Raw genomic sequence first — 20357 nt, 5'->3', positions numbered from 1 at the left:
GTAATTCCAATCGACTGTCCTTCTTAATGCGGGCATGACTCTCGATCAGTTGCGCATCTTCGTCGCCGTCGCCGAGCGCGGGCATATGACCAAGGCGGCCGAGCTTCTGGGCATCTCGCAGTCGGCCGCCTCGGCCGCCATCCGCGCGCTCGAACAGCAGCATGGCGTGCGCTTGTTCGACCGCGTCGGGCGCAACATCGAGCTGGCGCAGACCGGACGCCGGTTCCTGCCCGAGGCCAAGGCCGTTCTGGAACGCGCCGCGGCCGCCAGCAACGTGCTGGCGGATGTCTCGCAGACTGTCACCGGCAGCCTGTCGATCGCCGCCAGCCAGACCATCGCCAGCTACTGGCTGCCACGCCGGCTGGCTGCCTTCCATGAGGCCTATCCCGCCGTCAGGCTGAATGTCAGCATCGGCAACACCAGCCAGGTCGAAACCCAGGTCCTCGACGGCACGGCGGATTTCGGCCTGGTCGAGGGGCGGACCGAATCCGATATCCTGCGGCGCGCCAAGGTCGATGTGGATCGGCTGCTTCTGGTCGTCGCTCCGTCGCATCCGAAGATCGCCGAACATGCGCCGGGCCATCCCGATATCAGGGAGCTGCGCTGGATCATCAGGGAGGGCGGCTCGGGAACGCGCGAGGCGCTGGAGGATCTCGCGCGCCGCGAGGCGGTGCCATTCGCGGACCTCAGGATATTCCTCGTCCTGCCCAGCAACGAGGCGATCCGCCAGGCGGTCGAGGCGGGCGCCGGCGCCACCATCATTTCGGAACTCGTCGTCGGCAGAGCCGTGGCCGAAGGCAGCTTGCGGTCGGTGCCGATCGCCCTGGCGAGGCGCGACTTTGCAATCATCACCCACCGCGATCGCCAGCCGAGCCTCGCCCAGACGGCGCTGCGGGCGCATTTGGGAAAGGCGGACTTGCCGCCGGCGGACAGGGGCTGATCGGGAAGAAGGGCTTCAGGCGAATTTCCGCCGCGCATCGAGCGCCAGTCCAAGCCCGACCGAGCCGAACATGTCGCCCTCGATGACGGAGGCCTGCGGCACCAGCGAGAGGATCTGGCGTTTGGCGAGAGGGATCGCCGTCGAACCACCGGTCAGGAACACGGCAGTTATGGCGGAGGTGTCAACACCGGCATCCGCAATCGTCTGCCTCACGGTCTTGGTCACCCGGTCGATGTCGGCCCCGATCGTTGCCTCGAGGCCGGCGCGCGTGATCTCGGCTGCGAAGCGTGCGCCGGGCAGGGACACTTTCACCTCGGCGGCAGGCTGATCCGTCAGCGCGATCTTGGCCCTTTCCACCAGGCCCGCCAGCGCGTGGCCGTAGCGGTGCTCGACGATATGGATGAAGCGGCCGACGAGATCGGCGCGCTCGGCCTCGAAGCGGATTTGCTTCAGGTCCGTCATCGCCTTGGCGGTATAGACGAGGTTGATGCGCTGCCAGGTCGCCAGGTCGATGAAATAGCTCGCCGGTAGATTGCGCTTGCCGTCCTTGGTCGGCGTCAGATAGCCGAGTTCGGGCATTATGTGGGCGATGCTGAGCAGCCGGTCGAAGTCGGTGCCGCCGATATGGATGCCGCGGTTGGCCAGGATGTCGCCCTTGCGATCGTTCGAGCGGGCGCGCTCGGGCGAGACCCGCACCACCGAGAAGTCGGACGTGCCGCCGCCCATGTCGACGATCAGCGCCAGTTCCTCCCGGGTAACCTTCTGCTCGTAGTCGAGCGCCGCCGCGATCGGCTCGAACTGGAAGGCGATGTGCTTGAACCCCTGGGCGCGCGCCGCCTTTTCAAGCTCACTTTCCGCCCTCGCATCGGCCTCGGCGTCATCGTCGACGAATTGTACGGGCCGACCGAGCACGATGGTCTCGACCGGAGCGCGCGCGTCCTCTTCGAGGCGCTTCTTCAGATGGGCGATGAAGAAACCGATGATGTCGGTGAAGCCGATCAGGCGCGCCTTGATGCGGGTCTTCTCGTGAGCGAGCGAGCTGCCGAGCACGCTCTTCAGCGAGCGCATCAGCCGCCCCTCGATGCTGTCGGTGTAGTCGCTGATAGCACGGCGGCCGAAATAGGTATGGCCGTCCTCGAAGTTGAAGAAGACGGCGCTTGGCAATGTAGGTTGTTCACCTTCCAGCGCTACCAGTCGCGCCTGCCCGTTCCGGATCACGCCCACGGTGGAATTGGACGTGCCGAAATCGATGCCGCCGAATGCTGATTGCATAGCAGCCTCCTGTCATTGGTTCGTCGCAGCGGATCGCCGGCGCCGGCAAGGAGCGGACGTCCGGATGGCCGGACCGTTCTGCTGAATTGAATGTGCGTGTTTGCCTTGGGAGGCGGCGGTTTATCGCATCATCGAAAAAAGGGAAAGCCTCTTTTCCCGGGGAGATCAATCCTTGCGGAAGACCAGCCGCCCCAGCCAGCCGGTCAGCATGGCGAGCGATACCGCGAAGACGCCGTAGAGAAAGGAATAGTCGTGCGCGACGCGGAAGATCGACTGCTCGAAACCGGATTTGCGGATTTCGAGCTGGGCCGAGCTTTCCTTGATGAACATGCCGCTCTTGAACAGGAAGGCGCGCGCCTTGTGGGTGCCGACCGGAACGTCGGGCGCCAGTCTCACCGTGGCGCGGAACAGGTTCTGCGACAGGAACTGCACGCCGCCGACATTTTCGCTGTAGAGCCCGGTCGCCTTCTTGCGATCTCGCAGCGCGGCGGTGAACTCCTCGATCGTCGCCGGGCTGTCGGTCTCGTCGGCGGGCTTCATGTAGAGGTTGGCCGAGCCGAGCGACAGCTGCTTGTAGCTGTTCGGTTCGGTTATGTCCTGCAGCGGCCGCGTCGTGGCCACCGAATAGGACACCGGCACATTCTCGAACGTCTCCGACTCCAGATTGATCCAGACGCCGAGCACCCGGTCCTTGCGCCGCACCACCACCGGTCGCGGCGGGCCCTCGAGCACGACGATGACGTCGTAGCGCCCCTGGCGCGCAACCAGCGGATCGGGGTTTTCCAGCGACCCGAAGATGGTGAGGTCGGCGCCGGAAAACCCGGCGGTGATCGAGACGGCGTCGGTCGACAGGCCGATCTGGATTCCTTCGACCGGCGGAGTCTGCGCCGCCGTCGGCGACGCGGCCGCGACGAGCAGAAGCAAAGCGCCGGCCGCGAACCCCTTCCACCCCGCCATCAGTTCAGGCCCGCTGCGGAAAGCGAATAGAGATTGGGCGGGGTGACGAAGAGATCGATCGCCAGGCGGATGGCGACGGCCAGAACCAGCAGCGCCAGCAATGCCCTGAGCTGCTCGCCGCGCAGCTTCTGGCCGGCCTTGGCGCCATATTGCGCGCCGGCGACACCGCCCGCCATCAACAGGAAGGCGAGCATCACATCGACCGTCTGGTTGGTGGTGGCGTGCACCAGCGTGGTGTAGGCCGAGGTGAAGATGATCTGGAACAGCGAGGTGCCGATGACGACGTTGGTCGGCACTTTCAGGAGATAGATCAGCGCCGGCACCATGATGAAGCCGCCGCCGACACCCATGATCGACGACAGGAAGCCGATGCCGGCGCCGAGCCCGAGCACCGGGATGACGCTGACGAACAGCTTCGAGGCGCGGAAGCGCATCTTCAACGGCAGCCGATGGATCCAGTTGTGCTGGCCGGATTTCTTCAGCACGGGTGCGGCGCCGCTGCGGGTGGCGCGCAGCGCATTGACGCTCTCGACCAGCATCAGCCCGCCGACGGTGCCGAGCAGCGCGACGTAGAGCAGCGAAATGAAGAGATCCAACTGGCCGAGCCGGCGCAGCACGGCAAACACATAGACACCGCCGGTCGAGCCGACGATGCCGCCCGCGAGCAGCACGCCGCCGAGCTTGAAGTCGAGCGTGCCGCGCTTCATGTGCGACAGCGCGCCGGAAAAGGAAGAGGCGATGACCTGGTTGGCGCCGGTGGCGACCGCGATGGCCGGCGGAATGTTGTAGAAGATCAGCAGCGGCGTGATGAGGAAGCCGCCGCCTACCCCGAACATGCCCGACAGGAAACCAACCGCCGCCCCCATGGCCAGCAGCACGAAGACGTTGACGGAAATTTCCGCGATCGGGAGATAGATGCCCACCCGTCAGTCTCGATCAGTTTGCCTGTCGGCGATGCAGCCGCAGCGTGCAGTCTCGCACCGAAAAGCCAATTTTTTCTTGCGCCGACGCGGCGGCGGGGACCAAACCCCGCCGCCGCGTCGAAACAAAAAACATCTCAATCAGTTAACAGGCAAATGTGTGGCAAGGACATCGCGGAAGCGACGCCTCTGCCGTTATTTGCGCGCCAGCAGCGCCTTGACCAGTTGTTCATCGACCTCGCCGGTCGGTTTCATCTTGTTGTCGGTCTGGAAGGCAATGATCGCGGTCTTGGTCTTGTCGCCCATCACACCGTCGGCGCCGCCGGCTTCATAGCCGTTCTTGTTGAGGATCAGCTGGATGTTCTTGACCGCCTTCTTCATGTCGATGCTGGCGGTCGTCTGCGGCGTCCCCTCCTGCCAGGATTCGGGGATGTCGACGGAGTTGGCTGCCTGTTCGATCGGCTTTGCCTTCCACAGCTCGGTAGCGGCGCGCGCCCGCTCCAGCTGCTCCGGACGCAACGCATTGGCGATCTCGTCGCGCTTGGACGCAGCGTCCTTGTCGCCGGTCTTGGCGACGAGCGCGAACCATTTGTAGGATTCCTCCAGGTTCTGCTTCATGCCGACGCCCTTGGCCGCCAGGATGCCGAGATTGAACTGGCTGTCCTTGACGCCGCGGTCGGCCGCGGCCTGGAACCAGTGTGCCGCCGACTCATTGTCGGTCACGCCGTCCGCCGCCATGGCGAACAGCACGGCGAGATTGTGCATGGCGCTGGCGTTGCCCTGCTCGGCGGCGAGCTGGTAGTAGGTCTTGGCCTTCTTGATGTCGCGGGCGACGCCGATCCCCTTCTCGTAGAAATTGCCGATGCGGTATTCGGCCGGCGCGAGGCCGAGCTCGGCGGCCTTCTCGTACCACTTGGCCGCCGCCTTCATGTCCTCCTTGACGCCGCGCGATTCTGCATAGCGCGAGCCGACCTCGAACAGCGCCTTGGCGTCACCGCCGGCCGCCGCGTCGCGCAGGGCCTGCGGACCTGCGTCAGCCGGGATGTTGTATGTCGCCGCCGCTGCCTCAGGCGCGGCGCCGGCGGGCGGAACCGCGCCGGTGGTGGCGGGCACCGTCGGCGCGGCGGTCGGCGCCGTGGCCATCGGCTCGGCGTCGGCATCCGCGTCCGTTGCTGGCGCCGCGGGCGCTGCAGCGGTGACATCCGGCGCCGTCGCAGCAGGCGCGGCCGAAGCCATGGGCGTTGGTGCCGGCTCAGTGGCGGCGGGCGCCGCCTGCTTCACCATATCGGCGTCCGTCGGCGGCACGGCCGCGGTCTGCGCGGGCGCCGCGTCCCTGACCGGTTCCGCTTGCCGCACGGCACGGGTCGGCGTCTCCTGCGCCGCGGAAGCCGCCTTTGGCTCGGCAATGGTCTTCGGTTCGGCCGTGGCGTTGAGCGAGGCCGTCTCCACCGGCTGGGCGGCGATGATCGGCGCGGCGTCGTTGCTGGCAACCGGGGCCGGATCGGAGAAGAAGGCCTTGCCAAGCTGCAGGCCGGCAAGCGCTAGCATGATCGCGGCCGCCGCCATCAGGATCGGCTTGCGCCGCGCCTTGAGCAGATCGCCGATCCTGAGCGCCTTGACCGGCCCGCCCATCGTCGACTGGCGCTTCAGCGCGTCGGCCTCGGCGGCGGCGGCTTGCGCTGCGCGCCTTGCGGCGGCGATGAAGTCGGACTTGGCCGCGTCGCTCTCGCTGCGCTTGACGGGCGGGCTACGCTCGTCGCGCACGCGCTTCATGATGGCGCTGAGGTCTGGTGCGCCCGAGCCTGGCTCCAGCGGCCGGTTGGCAAGTTTCGGGTCGAGCGGCTGGTCGATGTCGACGCTTGGGGCGTCGACCTCAGGCGCCGAACCGGCGAGCGGCGGCGTATCCGCCTGCTTCTTGCCCCTGAAGGCGCGCGCCAGTCCGCCGAACATCGATTTCTTGCCGGCCTTCTCGCCCTTTTCGGCGATCGTGTCCGAACCGAGCGCCGCCATGGCGGCGGCCGCCGCCGCTTCAGCCGGCGAACGTGGCGCCGGCTCGTCGCGCGCAACCGGTTCGTTGCGCAGGATGGCGGCGGCACGGGTGTCGAGATCGGCGATGTCCCCGGCCAGCGGCAGCGGCTGGTCGATATCCATCGACGGCGCATCCTGCACCGCTATCTTGGAGCCGCGGCTCCCGCGCTTACTCGCCGGCTGCGGGTCGATGAGTTCGCTGACGGCTTCCACAGGCTCGCTGGTTTCCAGCGAACCCAGCCGGTCGACGATCTTGAGCAGCGTGTCGTGGATGGCCTCGAAGGTGCGCGAATTGCGTTCGTCGGAACGGCGCGTCAGGGCTTCGAGCGTCTTCAGGTCCTGCGCAAGGCCGCTGACCGCCGCTGTATTGGCGCTCGTATCGGCCATCGAACGCACCGCGCTCTCGGCCGCCTCGCGCGCCGCGCTGAGGATGGTATCGCGTGTTCCGGCCAGCGACTTCTCGATCTCGTTGAGGCGCGGGCTGATGTCCTCGAATTCCGGCAGCGGCGTGCCGGGCCTGGTGAGATGCGCCGAAAGCCCGGCGACCTGCGCCTCCAGGCTGCGGATCAGCGCCGGGTCGATGCCGGCGACCTGAGCGGCCGATGTTTCAAGCCGGCTTGATATGTCTTCCAGCCGGCTTTCCAGGCCGCGGATCGCCGCTTCGTTGGCGGGATCGGGGACCCGCGTCTCCAGGCGCTTGGCGAGCGCGGTGAAGCGGGCGTCGATGGCATCCATGATGCCGGCGCTGTCGGCCTGCGGCATGCGCTGGTCGAGCCTGTCGGCAACCTCGTCCAGCCGCCGCTCGAGATCGCGAAACAGCATGTTGCCCTGTTCGATCGCATCACCCTGCCGGCGTTCCATCATCCCCGACAGCGCGTCGAAGCGCTGTTCAAGTCCCTGGAAGATATAATCGGCATCGGGCATGGCTGGCGCGTGGTCGATTTTGTCGGCGATCAGCGCGATCTGCCTGCCGAGCCGTTCCATGGCCTGCTCCGGCAGGTTGGCGCGGCCGGCCAGCTCGTCGACGCGGCTCGACAGAAGGTTGAGCCGGTCCATAACCTCTCGACCGGGCTGGGCCTGGGTCACTTCCTCGATCTGCTGCGCCAGCGAGGCGATCCGCTTCTCGATGCGCTCGAAGGGTTCCGGGTCGAAGGCATTGGCCTGCGCGGCAACGGTCGAGGCGACGATGGCGCGGGAGATCTCGTCCAGCCGCTCGTCGATCATGCCGAACGTGTCGCTGCCTCGATTGCTCTGCTGGCTGGCGAACTGGTCGACGGCACCGGCAAGCGTGCGGACCTTTTCCTCCAGTGAGCGCAGCGACAGCGATTCCGGCAGGTTGTTGACGGCATTGCTGATCTGCTCGAGGCGGTCGGTCAACGCCGAAAGGCCTGGATTGTCGGAGCGCTTGCGCTGGTCGGCGTCGACACGGTCCTCGAAGGCGCTCCAGCGGCGGTCGAAGTCGTCCCATCGGCGATCGACCGCCCGCACGCTTTCCTCGCGCGCCAGCGTGTCCAGCGCGCCCTTGACCTGCTCCATCTCGAGCCTGAGCAGGTTGACGCTCCTGTCGTCGCTCTTCTCAGCCAGCGTCTGGATGGCGCCGGACAGCCGCTCGAATTCGAGGCCGAGCTCGGCGCTGCCCTTGTCCGCCTGGCCATTCGCCTGGAAGGCGCGCTCGATGTCGTTGCGCAGCGCGTCGAACTCGCGCTTGAGGCCGGCGGTCATCTGGTGGCGCAATTCCTCGCGCAGGCCGCGCAGCTCGCCGGCGATCTTGCCGACCACGGCGACGCTGTCCTCCTGGCCGCGCACGCGGTCGATGTCGCGGGCGATCGCCTGATAGTTCTGCTCGAACGCGGGCGCGGCCGGCGCCGGCGTCTTTGGTCGCGGCGTCGGCTGCGGATCCTCGTACCAGCGCGGCGGCTGGCTGTAAGGCTGGGCGCTGGCGTAGCGCGGTTCCGGCTGGCGGCGAGGGTCGAGGCGCTCGGCCGTATCCTCGCGCGTCCGCTCCAGCCGCTGCTCCAGCGTTTCCAGGGAGCGGTTCAACTGCTCGAGCGTGGTGTGCGGCCTGCGCTGCCTGCCGGCATTGAGTGTATCGAGATAGGACCGCTTGCTGTTCATCGATGCGCCCGTGTTCAGAATTGCCGGCTCGTGACCGGATTCCCCAAAGTCTCGCCGGGACGAAGGCGACCGTGCGGTTCTGCCGCGGCGGAGGGCTAGCCTCCCGGGCTTTTCGCCCGCGCTTCGAAAACCGTGAAAAATTCGCTACAGGATAAACACGGGTGACCGACATGCGCACATTTCACCCAACGTGGTAAACAACGCGTTAACCAAGCTTAAGAACTTGCGCATGATCCTTTCCACTGCGGTCGCCGCCGCAAAAATCGTTCCGGGCATCCCGCTCGTGCGCCAACGGGTGCGGCATAACGTTTCTTAGCCTAGAACACCCTTGCGTCATGAGCCGGCACTCGGTATAGAATTGACGTAAACGTAAGAGGTGTGCAGATCCCCCTTTTGCGATTTTTCGTTGAAACCACGACTGGAAGCACGCCCCCGCTTCCACTCAGGCGACGCAAGGTCCGGGACCGCGGCGCCACCAGACGGGGAAAGCCAGTGACCATGAAGCTTGTTTCGGCCGGCGAAGCCGCGGCCAACACCAATGACATATCGACTGAAACCGGCGAGGAACTTGTCCGCATCGGCGAAATGGCCAAGAAATATGGCGTGACGTTGCGCACGCTACGTTTCTATGAGGACAAGGGCCTGCTCAACCCGAAGCGCGACGGTTCGACCCGTCTCTACACGCGCCGCGACAAGGCCCGGCTGAAGCTGATCCTGCTGGGCCGCAAGGTCGGGTTCTCGCTGCGCGACGTCAAGCAGATGATGGATCTCTACGATCCGACCGGCTCCAACACCAAGCAGCTGCGGCTGGCGCTCGACAAGTCCGAGAAGCAGCTCGCTCGCCTGCAGAAGCAGCGGGCGCTGATCGACGACGCCATCAACGAGTTGAGCGCCTCGATGACGGCGGTGCGCCAGATGCTTGCCCAACGCGCCGCGCCGCCACAGGCCAGCGCAGCCGGCTGATCCTGTGCGCCGGCTTCCGGCGGAAAGTCTCGGACGAGGAGCCGCGCGGCCTGTGCCGCGCGGCTCTTTTCTTTTGGCGGCCATGCGTCAGCTCACGAAAATTTTGCGTCTGCGACAAGATTGACGTTTACGCAAACGTCAATTTTTGCTATCGGGGCGTCGACATTGGCTCAGCCTCCGATCTGCGCTTTGATCGAGAACTTGCTGGCAGGGCCAGACCGCAAGGGTGGAGGAAGGCATGACGATCTACAGGGCGCCGATCCAGGACACGCTGTTCGTGCTCAACGACGTGTTGGGCTATCAGCGCTATTCCAATCTTCCCGGCTTCTCCGACGCGACGCCCGACGTCCTCGAGGCGATCCTCGCCGAGGGCGCCAAGCTCGCTGAGAACGTCATGCATCCGCTCAACCGTGTCGGCGACATGGAAGGCTGCGTGCGCCATGATGACGGCTCGGTGACGACGCCCAAGGGCTTCAAGGAGGCTTTCGACCAGTATCGCGAGGGCGGTTGGATGGGGCTCGCCGCGCCTGCCGAGTTCGGCGGCCAGGGCCTGCCCTACACGGTCCACACGGCGGTTTCCGAATATATGGTCTCGGCCAACATGTCGCTGATGATGTATCCGGGCCTGACGCAAGGCGCGATCGCCGCCATCATCACCCACGGCACCGACGAGCAGAAGGCGACCTGGCTGCCGAAGCTGGTCGAGGGCGCATGGACCGGCACCATGAACCTCACCGAGCCGCATTGCGGCACGGATCTTGGCCTGCTGCGCACCAAGGCCGTGTCGAACGGCAATGGCACCTACAAGATTTCCGGTCAGAAGATATTCATCTCCGCCGGCGAGCACGACATGGCGGACAACATCGTCCACCTGGTGCTGGCCCGCATCGAGGGTGCGCCGGAAGGCGTCAAGGGCATCTCGCTGTTCATTGTGCCGAAGCTCAAGCTCGACGCCTCGGGCAAGCCAGGTGAAAGAAACGCCGTCTCTTGCGGCTCGATCGAGGAGAAGATGGGCATCCACGGCAATTCGACCTGCGTCATGAATTATGACGAGGCCGAAGGCACGCTGCTCGGCGAGGCCAATGGCGGCCTGAAGGCAATGTTCACGATGATGAACGAGGCCCGCCTCGGCGTCGGCCTGCAGGGGCTGTCGCTGTCGGAGATCGCCTACCAGAACGCCGTCTCCTACGCCAAGGACCGCTTGCAGGGCCGGTCGCTGTCGGGTGCCAAGGCGCCGGACAAGAAGGCCGATCCAATCATCGTCCATCCCGACATCCGCCGCTCGCTGATGACCATGAAGGCGTATAACGAGGCCGGCCGCGCGCTGGCGCTGTGGACCGCGATCAAGTCGGACGTCGCGCACCGCGCCGGTGACGACAACGATCGCCGGGCGGCCGACGACTACACCGGCCTGCTGACGCCCGTGGTCAAGGGCGTGCTCACCGACAAGGGCTTCGACCACGCGGTGATGGCGCAGCAGGTGTTCGGCGGCCATGGCTATATCGAAGAGCACGGCATGAGCCAGTTCGTGCGCGATGCCCGCATCGCCATGATCTATGAGGGCGCCAACGGCATCCAGGCGCTCGACCTGGTCGGCCGCAAGCTGGCGCAGAACGGTGGCCGCGGCGTACAGGCTTTCTTCAAGGAGGTCGGCGAGTTCTGCGAGGAGAACCGTGCCGACGAGAAGTTGGCGCCCTTCACCAAGGCGCTGAAGAAGGGCCTCAACGACCTGCAGGCGGCGACCATGTGGCTGCTGCAGAACGCCATGGCCAAGCCCGACAATGCGGGCGCCGCCTCGACCGACTACATGCACCTCTTCGGCCTGGTGGCGTTGGGCTACATGTGGGCGCAGATGGCGAAGGCCGCCGGCGCGAAGCTCGCCGATGGCGCCAACGGCTCCTCGGCCTTCTATGACAACAAGCTGGTGACGGCGCGCTTCTTCATGGAGCGGATCATGCCGGAGACGGCGACGCGGCTTGCCCGCATTTCCAGTGGCGCGGACGCGCTAATGGCGCTGCCGGCGGAAGCGTTCTAGAAATGCTCGGCGTCCCCCTCCCCCTTGAGGGGAGGGTGGCCCTAAGGGTCGGGAGGGGTCGCCCGCGACGAGCTCGACGCCAATTCTGACGGATGCGCACTGGGAGGAGGACTATCGCAATGCCGCGGACGCGGGTGAGTTTCGAAATGCGGCAGAAGGCACGCTCGCTTCGTCTCCATGCGACGAAGGCGGAGTCTTTGCTATGGTACGAATTGCGGGAGCTGACGGCTGACGGTTTGAAGTTCAGGCGGCAATCGCCGATCGGCCCGTACATTGTCGATTTCGTCTGCCCGTCGGTCAAACTCATTGTGGAGGTCGACGGCGACCTGCATGAAACCGAGGCTGGCAAGCGTCATGATTTGAACCGCGACGCTTATTTGCAGTCGCTTGGCTACGTCGTGCTTAGGATCGACGAGCCGGATGTTATCAATAGCGCCTGGCATGTTGCGCAGTTTGTCAAAGGTGAGGCCGAGCGTGTCGCCGGCGACCCCTCCCGACCGCTTCGCGGCCACCCTCCCCTCAAGGGGGAGGGGGACGCCAGCGCCACGGAGGAAATGGCATGACAAATCCAGCCGAAATTCTTGGCTTGCCAAAACCCGCCTGGGCGGCGGACGAGGTCGCAATGCTCTACGACATGGCGTCGCGCTTCATGTCTGAAGAGATCGCGCCGCGCTATGACGAGTTCGAGAAGAACGAGATGGTCGACCGCGAGAGCTGGCTGAAGGCAGGCGCGGCCGGCCTGCTCTGCGCCTCGATGCCGGAGGAATATGGCGGCTCGGGCGGCACCTTCGCGCATGAGAGCGCCATCATCGAGGCGATCGGCCATGTCGGCGTCGACGGCTTCGGCATCGGTCTGCACAATTCGATCGTCGCCCCCTACATCCTCCATTACGGCTCCGAGGAGCAGAAGAAGAGGTGGCTGCCCAAGCTCGCGACCGGCGAGCTGATCGGCGCCATCGCCATGACCGAGCCCGGCGCCGGCTCCGACCTGCAAGGCGTCAAGACGCGCGCCGAGAAGGACGGCAACCACTACAAGATCAGCGGCTCCAAGACCTTCATCACCAATGGCCAGCTCGCCAGCCTGATCATCGTCGTCACCAAGACCGACCCGGAAAAGGGCGCCAAGGGCACTTCGCTGATCGTCGTCGAGACCGACGAGGTCGAAGGTTTTCAGCGCGGCCGCAACCTCGACAAGATCGGCCTGAAGGCCAACGATACCTCCGAACTGTTTTTCAACGACGTGCGCGTGCCGACCTCGAACCTGCTCGGCCATGAGGAAGGCAAGGGCTTCGTCCAGCTGATGCAGCAACTGCCGCAGGAGCGGCTGCAGATCGGTACCGGCGCGATCGCCATGATCGAGCGCGCGCTGGCCTTGACCATCGACTACGTCAAGGAGCGCAAGGCCTTCGGCAAGGCGGTCATCGATTTCCAGAACACCCAGTTCAAGCTGGCCGAGCTGAAGACCGAGGCCACGATCGGCCGCGTCTTCTACAATGACTGCGTCGCCCGCCACATCGATGGCGGCCTCGATCCGGTCACCGCCTCGATGGCCAAATACTGGCTTAGCGACCTGCAGGGCAAGGTGGTCGACGAATGCCTTCAATTGCACGGCGGCTATGGCTACATGAATGAATACCCGATCGCCCGCATGTACCGCGACGCTCGCGTCCAGCGCATCTACGGCGGCACCAACGAGATCATGAAATTGCTGATCGGGCGCTCTCTCTGAGCGCGGCGACCGGCAAACCCAAGGAGCAGGAAAATGGCCGAAGCTTACGTCTATGACGCCGTGCGCACGCCGCGCGGCAGAGGCAAGAAGGATGGCTCGCTGCACGAGGTGCCGGCGGTGCGGCTCGCCGCCAAAACGCTCGAGGCGCTGCGCGACCGCAACGGCCTCGACACCGGCACTGTCGACGACATCATCTTCGGCTGCGTCGACCCGGTCGGCGAGGCGGGCTCGGTAATTCCGCGCGCCGCCGCCTTCGAGGCCGGCTACGACACCAAGGCGCCCGGCATGCAGATCTCGCGCTTTTGCGCTTCCGGTCTCGACGCCATCAATTTCGGCGCCGCCAAGATCGCGCAGGGTGCCGACGACATCGTCATCGCCGGCGGCGTCGAATCGATGTCGCGCGTCGGCATGGGCATGTCGGGCGGCGCCTGGTTCATGGACCCATCCGTCGGCCTGCCCGGCTGGTTCGTGCCGCAAGGCATTTCGGCCGACCTGATCGCCACCAAGTATGGCTTCAGCCGCGACGATGTCGACGCCTATGCCGTCGAGAGCCAGAAGCGCGCCGCCAAGTCCTGGTCCGAGGGCCGCTTCAAGAATTCGGTGATCCCGATCAAGGACCAGAATGGGCTGACCATCCTCGACCATGACGAGCACATGCGACCGGCGACCGACATGCAATCGCTGGCCTCGCTCAACCCGTCCTTCGTCATGCCCGGCGAAATGGGCGGCTTCGATGCGGTTGCCGTGCAAAAGCACCCTGAAGTCGAAGAGGTCAACCACGTCCACCATGCCGGCAACTCGTCCGGCATCGTCGATGGCGCCGCTGCCGTCCTGCTCGGCTCCAAGAAGGCCGGCAAGGCGATGGGCATCAAGCCGCGCGCCCGCATCCGCGCCTTCGCCAACATCGGCTCCGAGCCGGTGCTGATGCTGACCGGCCCGGTCGACGTCACCGAAAAGCTCTTGCAGCGTGCCAAGATGAAGCTGTCGGACATCGACCTGTTCGAGCTCAACGAGGCCTTCGCCTCGGTGGTGCTGCGCTACATGCAGGCCTTCGAGATCCCGCACGACAAGATCAATGTCAACGGCGGCGCGATCGCCATGGGCCATCCGCTCGGTGCCACCGGCGCCATGATCTTCGGCACCGTGCTCGACGAGCTCGAGCGCCGTGACCTGAACACCGCCCTGGTCACGCTCTGCATCGGCGCCGGCATGGGCACCGCCACCATCATCGAACGCGTCTGACGGGGAGAGAGAAGATGAGCTACACCAATTTCACCCTCGACGTCGACGCCGACGGCATTGCGCTGGTCACCTGGAACATGCCGGATCGATCGATGAACGTCTTCACCGAAGAGGTGATGCGGGAGCTTAACGCCATCGTCGACCATGTCGCCGGCGACGCGGCCATCAAGGGCGCGGTCATCACCTCCGGCAAGGATACTTTCTCCGGCGGTGCCGACATCACCTTGCTGCAGAAGATGCTGGGCGCCTTCGCCGCCGACAAGGCGAAGGATTTGGGCAAGGCGACCAAAGCCCTGTTCGACAATGCGGGCGTCATGACCGGCCTGTTCCGCAAGATCGAGACTTCCGGCAAGCCGTGGGTGTCGGCGATCAACGGCACCTGCATGGGCGGCGCCTTCGAGATGTCGCTCGCCTGCCACGGCCGCGTCGCTGCCGATTCCGACAAGGTGAAGATGGCGCTTCCGGAAGTGAAGATCGGCATCTTCCCGGGTGCCGGCGGCACCCAGCGCGTGCCGCGGCTGACCGACCCGCAGCAGGCGCTGCAGATGCTGACCACCGGCCAGACTCTCACGCCGCAGAAGGCCAAGGCAATGGGCCTGATCCACGAGATCGCCGAGCCTTCGAAGCTGGTCGAGACCGCCAAGGCGATGATCAAGAATGGCCTGAAGCCGGTGGCGCCTTGGGACGAGAAGGGCTTCAAGCTGCCCGGTGGCCCGGTCTATTCGGCGGCGGGCGCCAACCTCTGGCCGCCGGCCATCGCCATCCTGCGTCGTGAGACCTACGGCAACTATCCGGCCGCGGGGGCGATCCTGAAATGCGTCTATGAGGGACTCCTGGTACCCTTCGACACGGCGCTCAAGATCGAGCAGCGCTACTTCACCGAGATCATGCAGACCAGGGAAGCGGCAGCGATGATCCGCTCGCTGTTCGTCTCGCTGCAGGAACTGAACAAGGGCGCGCGTCGCCCGGCCGGCGTGCCGGACACCAAGTTCAAGAAAATTGGCATCCTCGGCGCCGGCTTCATGGGCGCCGGCATCGCCTATGTCACGGCCAAGGCCGGCATTCCCGTCGTGCTGCTCGACCGCGACATGGAGTCGGCCGAAAAGGGCAAGGCGCATTCCGACAGCCTGATCTCTGATCAGGTCAAGAAGGGCCGCGCCAAGCCCGAGGACAAGGACAGGCTCTTGTCGCTGATCACGCCGACGGCCGACTATGCCGACCTCGCCGGCTGCGATCTGGTGGTCGAGGCCGTGTTCGAGGATTCCGCCGTCAAGAAGAGCGCCACCGAAAAGGCGGAAGCGGTGCTGAAGTCGTCGGCGATCTTCGCCTCCAACACCTCGACCATCCCGATCACCTCGCTGGCGAAGAATTCGGCGCGACCGAAGAATTTTGTCGGCATCCACTTCTTCTCGCCGGTCGACAAAATGATGCTGGTCGAGATCATCCTCGGCAAGAAGACCGGCGACAAGGCGCTGGCGACCGCCATCGATTTCGTCCGCGCCATCAAGAAGACGCCGATCGTCGTCAACGACACGCGCGGCTTCTACGTCAACCGCTGCGTCCTGCGCTACATGTCGGAAGCCTACAAGATGCTGATCGAGGGTGTCCCGGCACCGATGATCGAGAACGCCGCCAAGGCGGCCGGCATGCCGGTCGGTCCGCTGGCGCTGACCGACGAGACGGCGATCGACCTTGCCCAGAAGATCATGAAGCAGACGATCAGGGATCTCGGCGAGAAGGCCGTCGATCCGAAGCAGATGGCGCTGATCAACACCATGGTCGACACGCATGGCCGCTTCGGCCGCAAGAACGGCAAGGGCTTTTACGACTATCCGGCCAAGCCGGCGAAGAAGAAGCTGTGGCCTGGCCTCAAGGACCTCTATCCACAGCTCAAGCCGGAGAAGGTCGACTATGAGGAACTGAAGCAGCGCCTGCTGGTCACCATCGCCCTCGAGGCGGTTCGCGTGATGGAGGAAGGCATCGTCACCGATCCGCGCGAGGCCGATGTCGGCTCGATCCTCGCCTTCGGCTTCGCCCCCTTCACCGGCGGCGCGCTGTCCTACATCGACGGTATTGGCGCCAAGCAGTTCGTCAAGATCGCCAAGGCCCTGCAGAAGAAGTACGGCGCCGAGTTCAAGGCGCCGAAGCTGCTGCTCGACATGGCGGAGAAGGGCGAGACCTTCTACCAGCGTTTCGACCCTTACCAGAAGGGCGAGATCAAGCAGGCAGCCTGACGGCCGACGCCGATGTATGTCTGGGCGCGCATGGCGCGCATGATGGCCACGGCGCGAAGCCGTGGCCCGTACCTCGTCGGCGGTGAAAGCCGGCTGGTCTTTCGATGCCTGCCGACCGACATCGATTTCAACAACCATCTCAACAACGCCCGCTACATGATGCTGGCCGATCTCGGCCGCATCGACATCTTCCTGCGCGCCGGCCTCATCGCGCTGGCGCGCAGGAACGGCTGGGCGCCGATGATCGGCGGGCTGCAGGTGGCCTATGTGCGCGAGATCCGGCTGTGGCGGCGCTTCGAGGTGGTGTCCTCGATCGAGACCTGGGAAGGCACCTCGGTCATCGGCAGGCACCGCTTCGTCCTCGATAGTGGCGAAACGGCCGCGCAAATCATGACCACCGGCGGTGTCTACGACCGCCGCGGCCGCCGCTTTCTCGACATTGGCGAGGTGGTCATCGCACTTGGCCGTTCTGCTCAGCCGCGCCCCCCGACCGAGGCCGAGCAGGCATTCATGGCGTCGCACCGGAATTTGCGGGAACTTGCCAAGAAGGCGTGATCGTTGGCGATCCCGCGCACTTCCTCGGTGGACATTGGGGCGGTTGCGCGGTAGACAGGAAGAGGCATTTTTTCCTGTTTTGAAGGAGAGCTCGATTGCTCTCGCACGACCGTGTCTGGGCCGCCATCGACGCACTCGCCGAGCGTTATTCGCTGTCGGCGTCAGGTCTGGCAAGGCGCGCCGGTCTCGACTCCACCGCCTTCAACAAGTCGAAGCGCCTGTCCTCGGACGGGCGGCCACGCTGGCCGTCGACCGAATCGCTGGCCAAGATCATCGAGGCCACCGGCGCCTCGCTGGAGGAGTTCACCGGGCTGGTGGAAGGTGATGGCTCGATCCCGGCGTCGCAGGCACGCAGGTCAGCCGTGCCGCTGCTCGGCTTTGCCCAGGCCGGCGCCGGAGGTTTCTTCGACGATGCCGGCTATCCGGCGGGGCAGGGCTGGGATCTGGTTGAATTGCCGGCCAGGGCGACAGCAAGCTCCTATGCGCTGCAGGTGCAGGGCGATTCCATGCTGCCGCTCTACCGCAACGGCGACGTGCTGATCGTCGAGCCGGGCGCTGCCACCCGCAAGGGCGACCGCGTCGTCGTCAAGACCGTTGCCGGTGAGGTGATGGCCAAGGTGCTGGCTCGCCAGACCGTGAAGTCGATCGTGCTGGTCTCCCTCAATCCTGATCATCCTGATCGGGACATCCCGATGCGCGACATCGAATGGGTGGCGCGTATCGTCTGGGCAAGCCAGTAAGTGCGGCTGCTCCGTCTTGCCGTGGCTGTTGCGGCTGTACCAGCGATGGCGTCGCTCGTCGTCACCGGAGGCCGCGCGCTGAACGGCGGTGAAAGCATCGTCACGCTGGACCGCATTGATCCGGTGGCCGAAACCACCGCCGAGCAGGGCGCCGACATGCCGCCCGAAGCGCCGGCCACGGCAGCCCTTCCGCCACCGCAGCCGGTGAAACCTCCCGCCCATTCCAGGACGATCGATCCCGAGGTCGTGGCGCCACCTCAACTCCCTTCCGGGGAGCTTGAGCGTGTCGAGCCGCGCGCGCCGCTGAGCGACCTGGCGCTGGCAGGCCCGCCCAAGCCGCCCAGGTGGAAAATGCCCGGCGACTGGAACGGGACCAAGCTGTTCCAGCCGGTGGCCGCCGCCGCCGGGCTGATCGAGGCGAAGGGCTATTCGGTCGCGATTTCCGGCGTCGACATCGTGAGGCAGGACGAGACCTGCAGCGTCGACGGCAAATCCTGGGCCTGCGGCGCGCGCGCCAGGACGGCATTCCGCGCCTTCCTGCGCGGCCGGGCGATAGCCTGCATCGTGCCGCCGGAAGGCGGCGGCCGCGACCTCATCTCCGCCGAATGCCGTGTCGGTAATCAGGATATTGGCCAGTGGCTGGTCGAGAGCGGCTGGGCGCGCGCCGCCACGGGTGGCCCCTTTGTCGAGGCCGGCGACAAGGCACGCTCGGAGAAGAAAGGCATTTTCGGGCACGCCCCGAACCTTGGCGGCCTGCCGTCGCTGCCGGAAGCGACGGCTCCCGCGCCCGCCGCGCCAGATTCGATCTTGCCGGCGGAAGATGGCGTCCTTACGCCGCTAGCTGACCAGCCAGCGCCCGCTCAATGAGCGCCCGCGTCTCGGCGATGCCGTAGAGCGCGGCGAAGGAGCCGAAACGCGGTCCGCGCTCCTGCCCGATCAGCACCTGGTAGATCATCTGGAAGAAGGCGACGGAAACACCCGGCCCGCCTTCGGGACTCTGCTTGGAATGATCCTGATAGCGCTCGATCCGGCGCGCCACGTTGAGCGCCGCGTTCTGGATCGCCTCGCCGTCGGCGCCCTGCGGCAGCGCGCCGAGCGCGTCGGAAAGCTTCGCCAGTGCATCGCGCTCTACCTCGTCGGCGGCGCGGAAAACCTTGGTCGGTTTCACGAAATCGTCGAAGTAGCGGATCGCGTAGCCCGTCAACCGATCAAGCTCAGGATGCGTCGCCGGCGTCACGCCCGGCGCGTGTCGAGAGATGAAGCCCCACAGCACTGCCTTGTCATGCGCGTTCGAGGCGCTGACCAGGTTGAGCAGCAGCGCGAACGGCACCGGCAGGTCGATGGCCGGCGGGTTGCCGTCATGCATGTGCCAGACCGGATTACCGAGCCGCTCCTTCCAGTCCTGCCGGGAGTAGGCGCCGAGGAAGCTGTAATATTCGTCGACTGCCTTCGGGATGACGTCGAAATAGAGCTTCTTGGCCTGCCGCGGCCGCTGGTACATGTATAGCCCGAGGCTCTCGGTCGGAGCATAAGTCAGCCATTCGTCGATGGTCAGTCCGTTGCCCTTCGACTTCGAGATCTTCTGGCCGTTCTCGTCGAGGAACAACTCGTAGACGAAATGCTCCGGCGCGCGTCCGCCGAGGATGTTGCAGATGCGGTCGTAGATCACCGCATTGGTCTGGTGATCCTTGCCGAACATCTCGAAATCGACGCCGAGCGCGGCCCAGCGCATGCCGAAATCCGGCTTCCACTGCAGCTTGACCTTGCCGCCCCTGATCGAGAGCGTGGTCTCGGTGCCTTCGTCATCGAAGGTGACGGTGCCGGCTTTTGCGTCGACATGCTTCATCGGCACATAGAGCACGCGGCCGCTCTTCGGCGAGATCGGCAGGAACGGGCTATAGGTCGCCTGGCGCTCTTCGCCCAGCGTCGGCAGCATCACCGCCATGATCTCGTCATAGCGCTCGGCGGCGCGCAGCAGCACCTCGTCGAAGCGGCCTGACTTGTAGTACTGCGTCGCGCTGGCGAACTCGTAGTCGAAGCCGAACGTGTCGAGGAAGCGGCACAGCATTGCGTTGTTGTGGTCGGCGAAGCTGGCATAGTCGCCCCCGAACGGGTTGGGCACCGACGTAAGCGGCATGTGCAGGTATGGCCCCAGCGCGTCGCGATCCGGCACGTTGTCGGGGATCTTGCGCATGCCGTCCATGTCGTCGGAGAAGCAGAGCAGCTTGGTCTTGACCTTGTCTTCGGTCAGCACCCGGAAGGCATGCCGCACCATGGTCGTGCGCGCCACCTCGCCGAACGTGCCGATATGCGGCAGGCCGGACGGGCCGTAGCCGGTTTCGAACAGCACCGTCTCGGGAAAGTCGGCGTCCTTGTAGCGCGCGATGATCTTTTTGGCTTCCTCGAACGGCCAGGCCTTGCTTTCGGCAGCCGCCGCCAGCATCTCGGGATTGAGATCGATGGTGTTTGATCCCGTCATATCACTGCTTCCACGTCATGTGCCGGCCTTCGCGGCAAGTAGGTTTTCAACCGGTCTCTAGGCGTCACTAGCCGGAGCGTCAACGATTTGCGGTGGTTTTCCTTGCGGCGCCCACGTGGCGACCCTACCTTCGGGCCTATCATCATGG

Annotated in this window: 15 protein-coding genes; 10 read left to right on the top strand and 5 right to left on the bottom strand. The window is 65.3% G+C overall.

The annotated features are described in order from the left end of the window. Positions 1 to 34 precede the first annotated feature (34 nt). A complete protein-coding gene (locus tag EJ073_RS16170) occupies positions 35 to 940 on the top strand; it encodes a LysR family transcriptional regulator (RefSeq protein ID WP_126056618.1) in 906 nt (301 codons plus the stop codon). A gap of 15 nt (positions 941 to 955) precedes the next feature. Here EJ073_RS16170 and EJ073_RS16165 read toward each other — a convergent pair whose 3' ends face one another. From EJ073_RS16165 to EJ073_RS16150, 4 genes are all read right to left on the bottom strand, one after another. Continuing rightward, the gene (locus EJ073_RS16165) at positions 956 to 2212 is read right to left on the bottom strand and encodes an Hsp70 family protein (protein ID WP_126056617.1); all 1257 of its coding nucleotides are present in this window, start codon (positions 2210 to 2212) and stop codon (positions 956 to 958) included. A gap of 165 nt (positions 2213 to 2377) precedes the next feature. Continuing rightward, on the bottom strand, positions 2378 to 3169 hold the full coding sequence (locus EJ073_RS16160; protein ID WP_126056616.1) for a TIGR02186 family protein: 792 nt from the start codon (positions 3167 to 3169) through the stop codon (positions 2378 to 2380). Continuing rightward, complete coding sequence (locus tag EJ073_RS16155; protein ID WP_126056615.1) at positions 3169 to 4092, bottom strand: sulfite exporter TauE/SafE family protein; 924 nt, start codon at positions 4090 to 4092, stop codon at positions 3169 to 3171. Before EJ073_RS16155 ends, EJ073_RS16160 begins: the two co-directional genes overlap by 1 nt. 192 nt (positions 4093 to 4284) lie before the next feature. Further along, complete coding sequence (locus EJ073_RS16150; protein ID WP_126056614.1) at positions 4285 to 8232, bottom strand: peptidoglycan-binding protein; 3948 nt, start codon at positions 8230 to 8232, stop codon at positions 4285 to 4287. Between the two features lie 498 nt (positions 8233 to 8730). On the opposite strand from EJ073_RS16150, the gene EJ073_RS16145 reads away from it, so the two are divergent. The 9 genes from EJ073_RS16145 to EJ073_RS16105 all read left to right on the top strand — a co-directional run bounded on the left by EJ073_RS16145 (position 8731) and on the right by EJ073_RS16105 (position 18597). Further along, complete coding sequence (locus tag EJ073_RS16145; protein WP_126056613.1) at positions 8731 to 9195, top strand: MerR family DNA-binding transcriptional regulator; 465 nt, start codon at positions 8731 to 8733, stop codon at positions 9193 to 9195. Positions 9196 to 9433: 238 nt separating this feature from the next. Next, the gene (locus EJ073_RS16140; RefSeq protein ID WP_126056612.1) at positions 9434 to 11230 is read left to right on the top strand and encodes an acyl-CoA dehydrogenase; all 1797 of its coding nucleotides are present in this window, start codon (positions 9434 to 9436) and stop codon (positions 11228 to 11230) included. Positions 11231 to 11376: 146 nt separating this feature from the next. Next, a complete protein-coding gene (locus EJ073_RS16135; RefSeq protein ID WP_245455264.1) occupies positions 11377 to 11793 on the top strand; it encodes an endonuclease domain-containing protein in 417 nt (138 codons plus the stop codon). After that, the gene (locus EJ073_RS16130) at positions 11790 to 12959 is read left to right on the top strand and encodes an acyl-CoA dehydrogenase family protein (protein ID WP_126056610.1); all 1170 of its coding nucleotides are present in this window, start codon (positions 11790 to 11792) and stop codon (positions 12957 to 12959) included. Before EJ073_RS16135 ends, EJ073_RS16130 begins: the two co-directional genes overlap by 4 nt. 33 nt (positions 12960 to 12992) lie before the next feature. Next, positions 12993 to 14201: an acetyl-CoA C-acetyltransferase gene (locus EJ073_RS16125; RefSeq protein ID WP_126056609.1), complete on the top strand. Its 1209-nt coding sequence runs from the start codon at positions 12993 to 12995 to the stop codon at positions 14199 to 14201. Between the two features lie 14 nt (positions 14202 to 14215). Then, positions 14216 to 16435 carry a 3-hydroxyacyl-CoA dehydrogenase NAD-binding domain-containing protein gene (locus tag EJ073_RS16120; RefSeq protein WP_126056608.1) on the top strand — a complete coding sequence of 740 codons (2220 nt, stop codon included), beginning with the start codon at positions 14216 to 14218 and terminating at the stop codon, positions 16433 to 16435. 12 nt (positions 16436 to 16447) lie between these two features. Beyond that, positions 16448 to 16990 carry a thioesterase family protein gene (locus tag EJ073_RS16115; RefSeq protein WP_126056607.1) on the top strand — a complete coding sequence of 181 codons (543 nt, stop codon included), beginning with the start codon at positions 16448 to 16450 and terminating at the stop codon, positions 16988 to 16990. Positions 16991 to 17085: 95 nt separating this feature from the next. Further along, positions 17086 to 17730 (top strand): helix-turn-helix transcriptional regulator, encoded by a 645-nt coding sequence (locus tag EJ073_RS16110; protein WP_126056606.1) that lies wholly within the window; start codon positions 17086 to 17088, stop codon positions 17728 to 17730. Then, a complete protein-coding gene (locus EJ073_RS16105) occupies positions 17731 to 18597 on the top strand; it encodes a thermonuclease family protein (protein WP_348627208.1) in 867 nt (288 codons plus the stop codon). Here EJ073_RS16105 and EJ073_RS16100 read toward each other — a convergent pair. Beyond that, entirely contained in the window at positions 18560 to 20209 is a 1650-nt protein-coding gene (locus EJ073_RS16100) for a lysine--tRNA ligase (RefSeq protein ID WP_126056604.1), read from the bottom strand. The two genes, EJ073_RS16105 and EJ073_RS16100, sit on opposite strands and share 38 nt — an antisense overlap. Between the last annotated feature and the right edge of the window lie 148 nt (positions 20210 to 20357).

Source organism: Mesorhizobium sp. M4B.F.Ca.ET.058.02.1.1, assembly GCF_003952505.1.
Lineage (GTDB): Bacteria > Pseudomonadota > Alphaproteobacteria > Rhizobiales > Rhizobiaceae > Mesorhizobium.
Note: the sequence above shows the minus strand (reverse complement) of the source record. Positions and strands in the feature narration are given on the sequence as shown.

What these genes read in the sequence shown, in the direction of transcription:
- EJ073_RS16170 (WP_126056618.1), top strand. Translation starts at nt 35, where the DNA reads ATGACTCTCGATCAGTTGCGCATCTTCGTCGCCGTCGCCGAGCGCGGG.
- EJ073_RS16165 (WP_126056617.1), bottom strand. Translation starts at nt 2,212, where the DNA reads ATGCAATCAGCATTCGGCGGCATCGATTTCGGCACGTCCAATTCCACC.
- EJ073_RS16160 (WP_126056616.1), bottom strand. Translation starts at nt 3,169, where the DNA reads ATGGCGGGGTGGAAGGGGTTCGCGGCCGGCGCTTTGCTTCTGCTCGTC.
- EJ073_RS16150 (WP_126056614.1), bottom strand. Translation starts at nt 8,232, where the DNA reads ATGAACAGCAAGCGGTCCTATCTCGATACACTCAATGCCGGCAGGCAG.
- EJ073_RS16145 (WP_126056613.1), top strand. Translation starts at nt 8,731, where the DNA reads ATGAAGCTTGTTTCGGCCGGCGAAGCCGCGGCCAACACCAATGACATA.
- EJ073_RS16140 (WP_126056612.1), top strand. Translation starts at nt 9,434, where the DNA reads ATGACGATCTACAGGGCGCCGATCCAGGACACGCTGTTCGTGCTCAAC.
- EJ073_RS16135 (WP_245455264.1), top strand. Translation starts at nt 11,377, where the DNA reads ATGCGGCAGAAGGCACGCTCGCTTCGTCTCCATGCGACGAAGGCGGAG.
- EJ073_RS16130 (WP_126056610.1), top strand. Translation starts at nt 11,790, where the DNA reads ATGACAAATCCAGCCGAAATTCTTGGCTTGCCAAAACCCGCCTGGGCG.
- EJ073_RS16125 (WP_126056609.1), top strand. Translation starts at nt 12,993, where the DNA reads ATGGCCGAAGCTTACGTCTATGACGCCGTGCGCACGCCGCGCGGCAGA.
- EJ073_RS16120 (WP_126056608.1), top strand. Translation starts at nt 14,216, where the DNA reads ATGAGCTACACCAATTTCACCCTCGACGTCGACGCCGACGGCATTGCG.
- EJ073_RS16115 (WP_126056607.1), top strand. Translation starts at nt 16,448, where the DNA reads ATGTATGTCTGGGCGCGCATGGCGCGCATGATGGCCACGGCGCGAAGC.
- EJ073_RS16100 (WP_126056604.1), bottom strand. Translation starts at nt 20,209, where the DNA reads ATGACGGGATCAAACACCATCGATCTCAATCCCGAGATGCTGGCGGCG.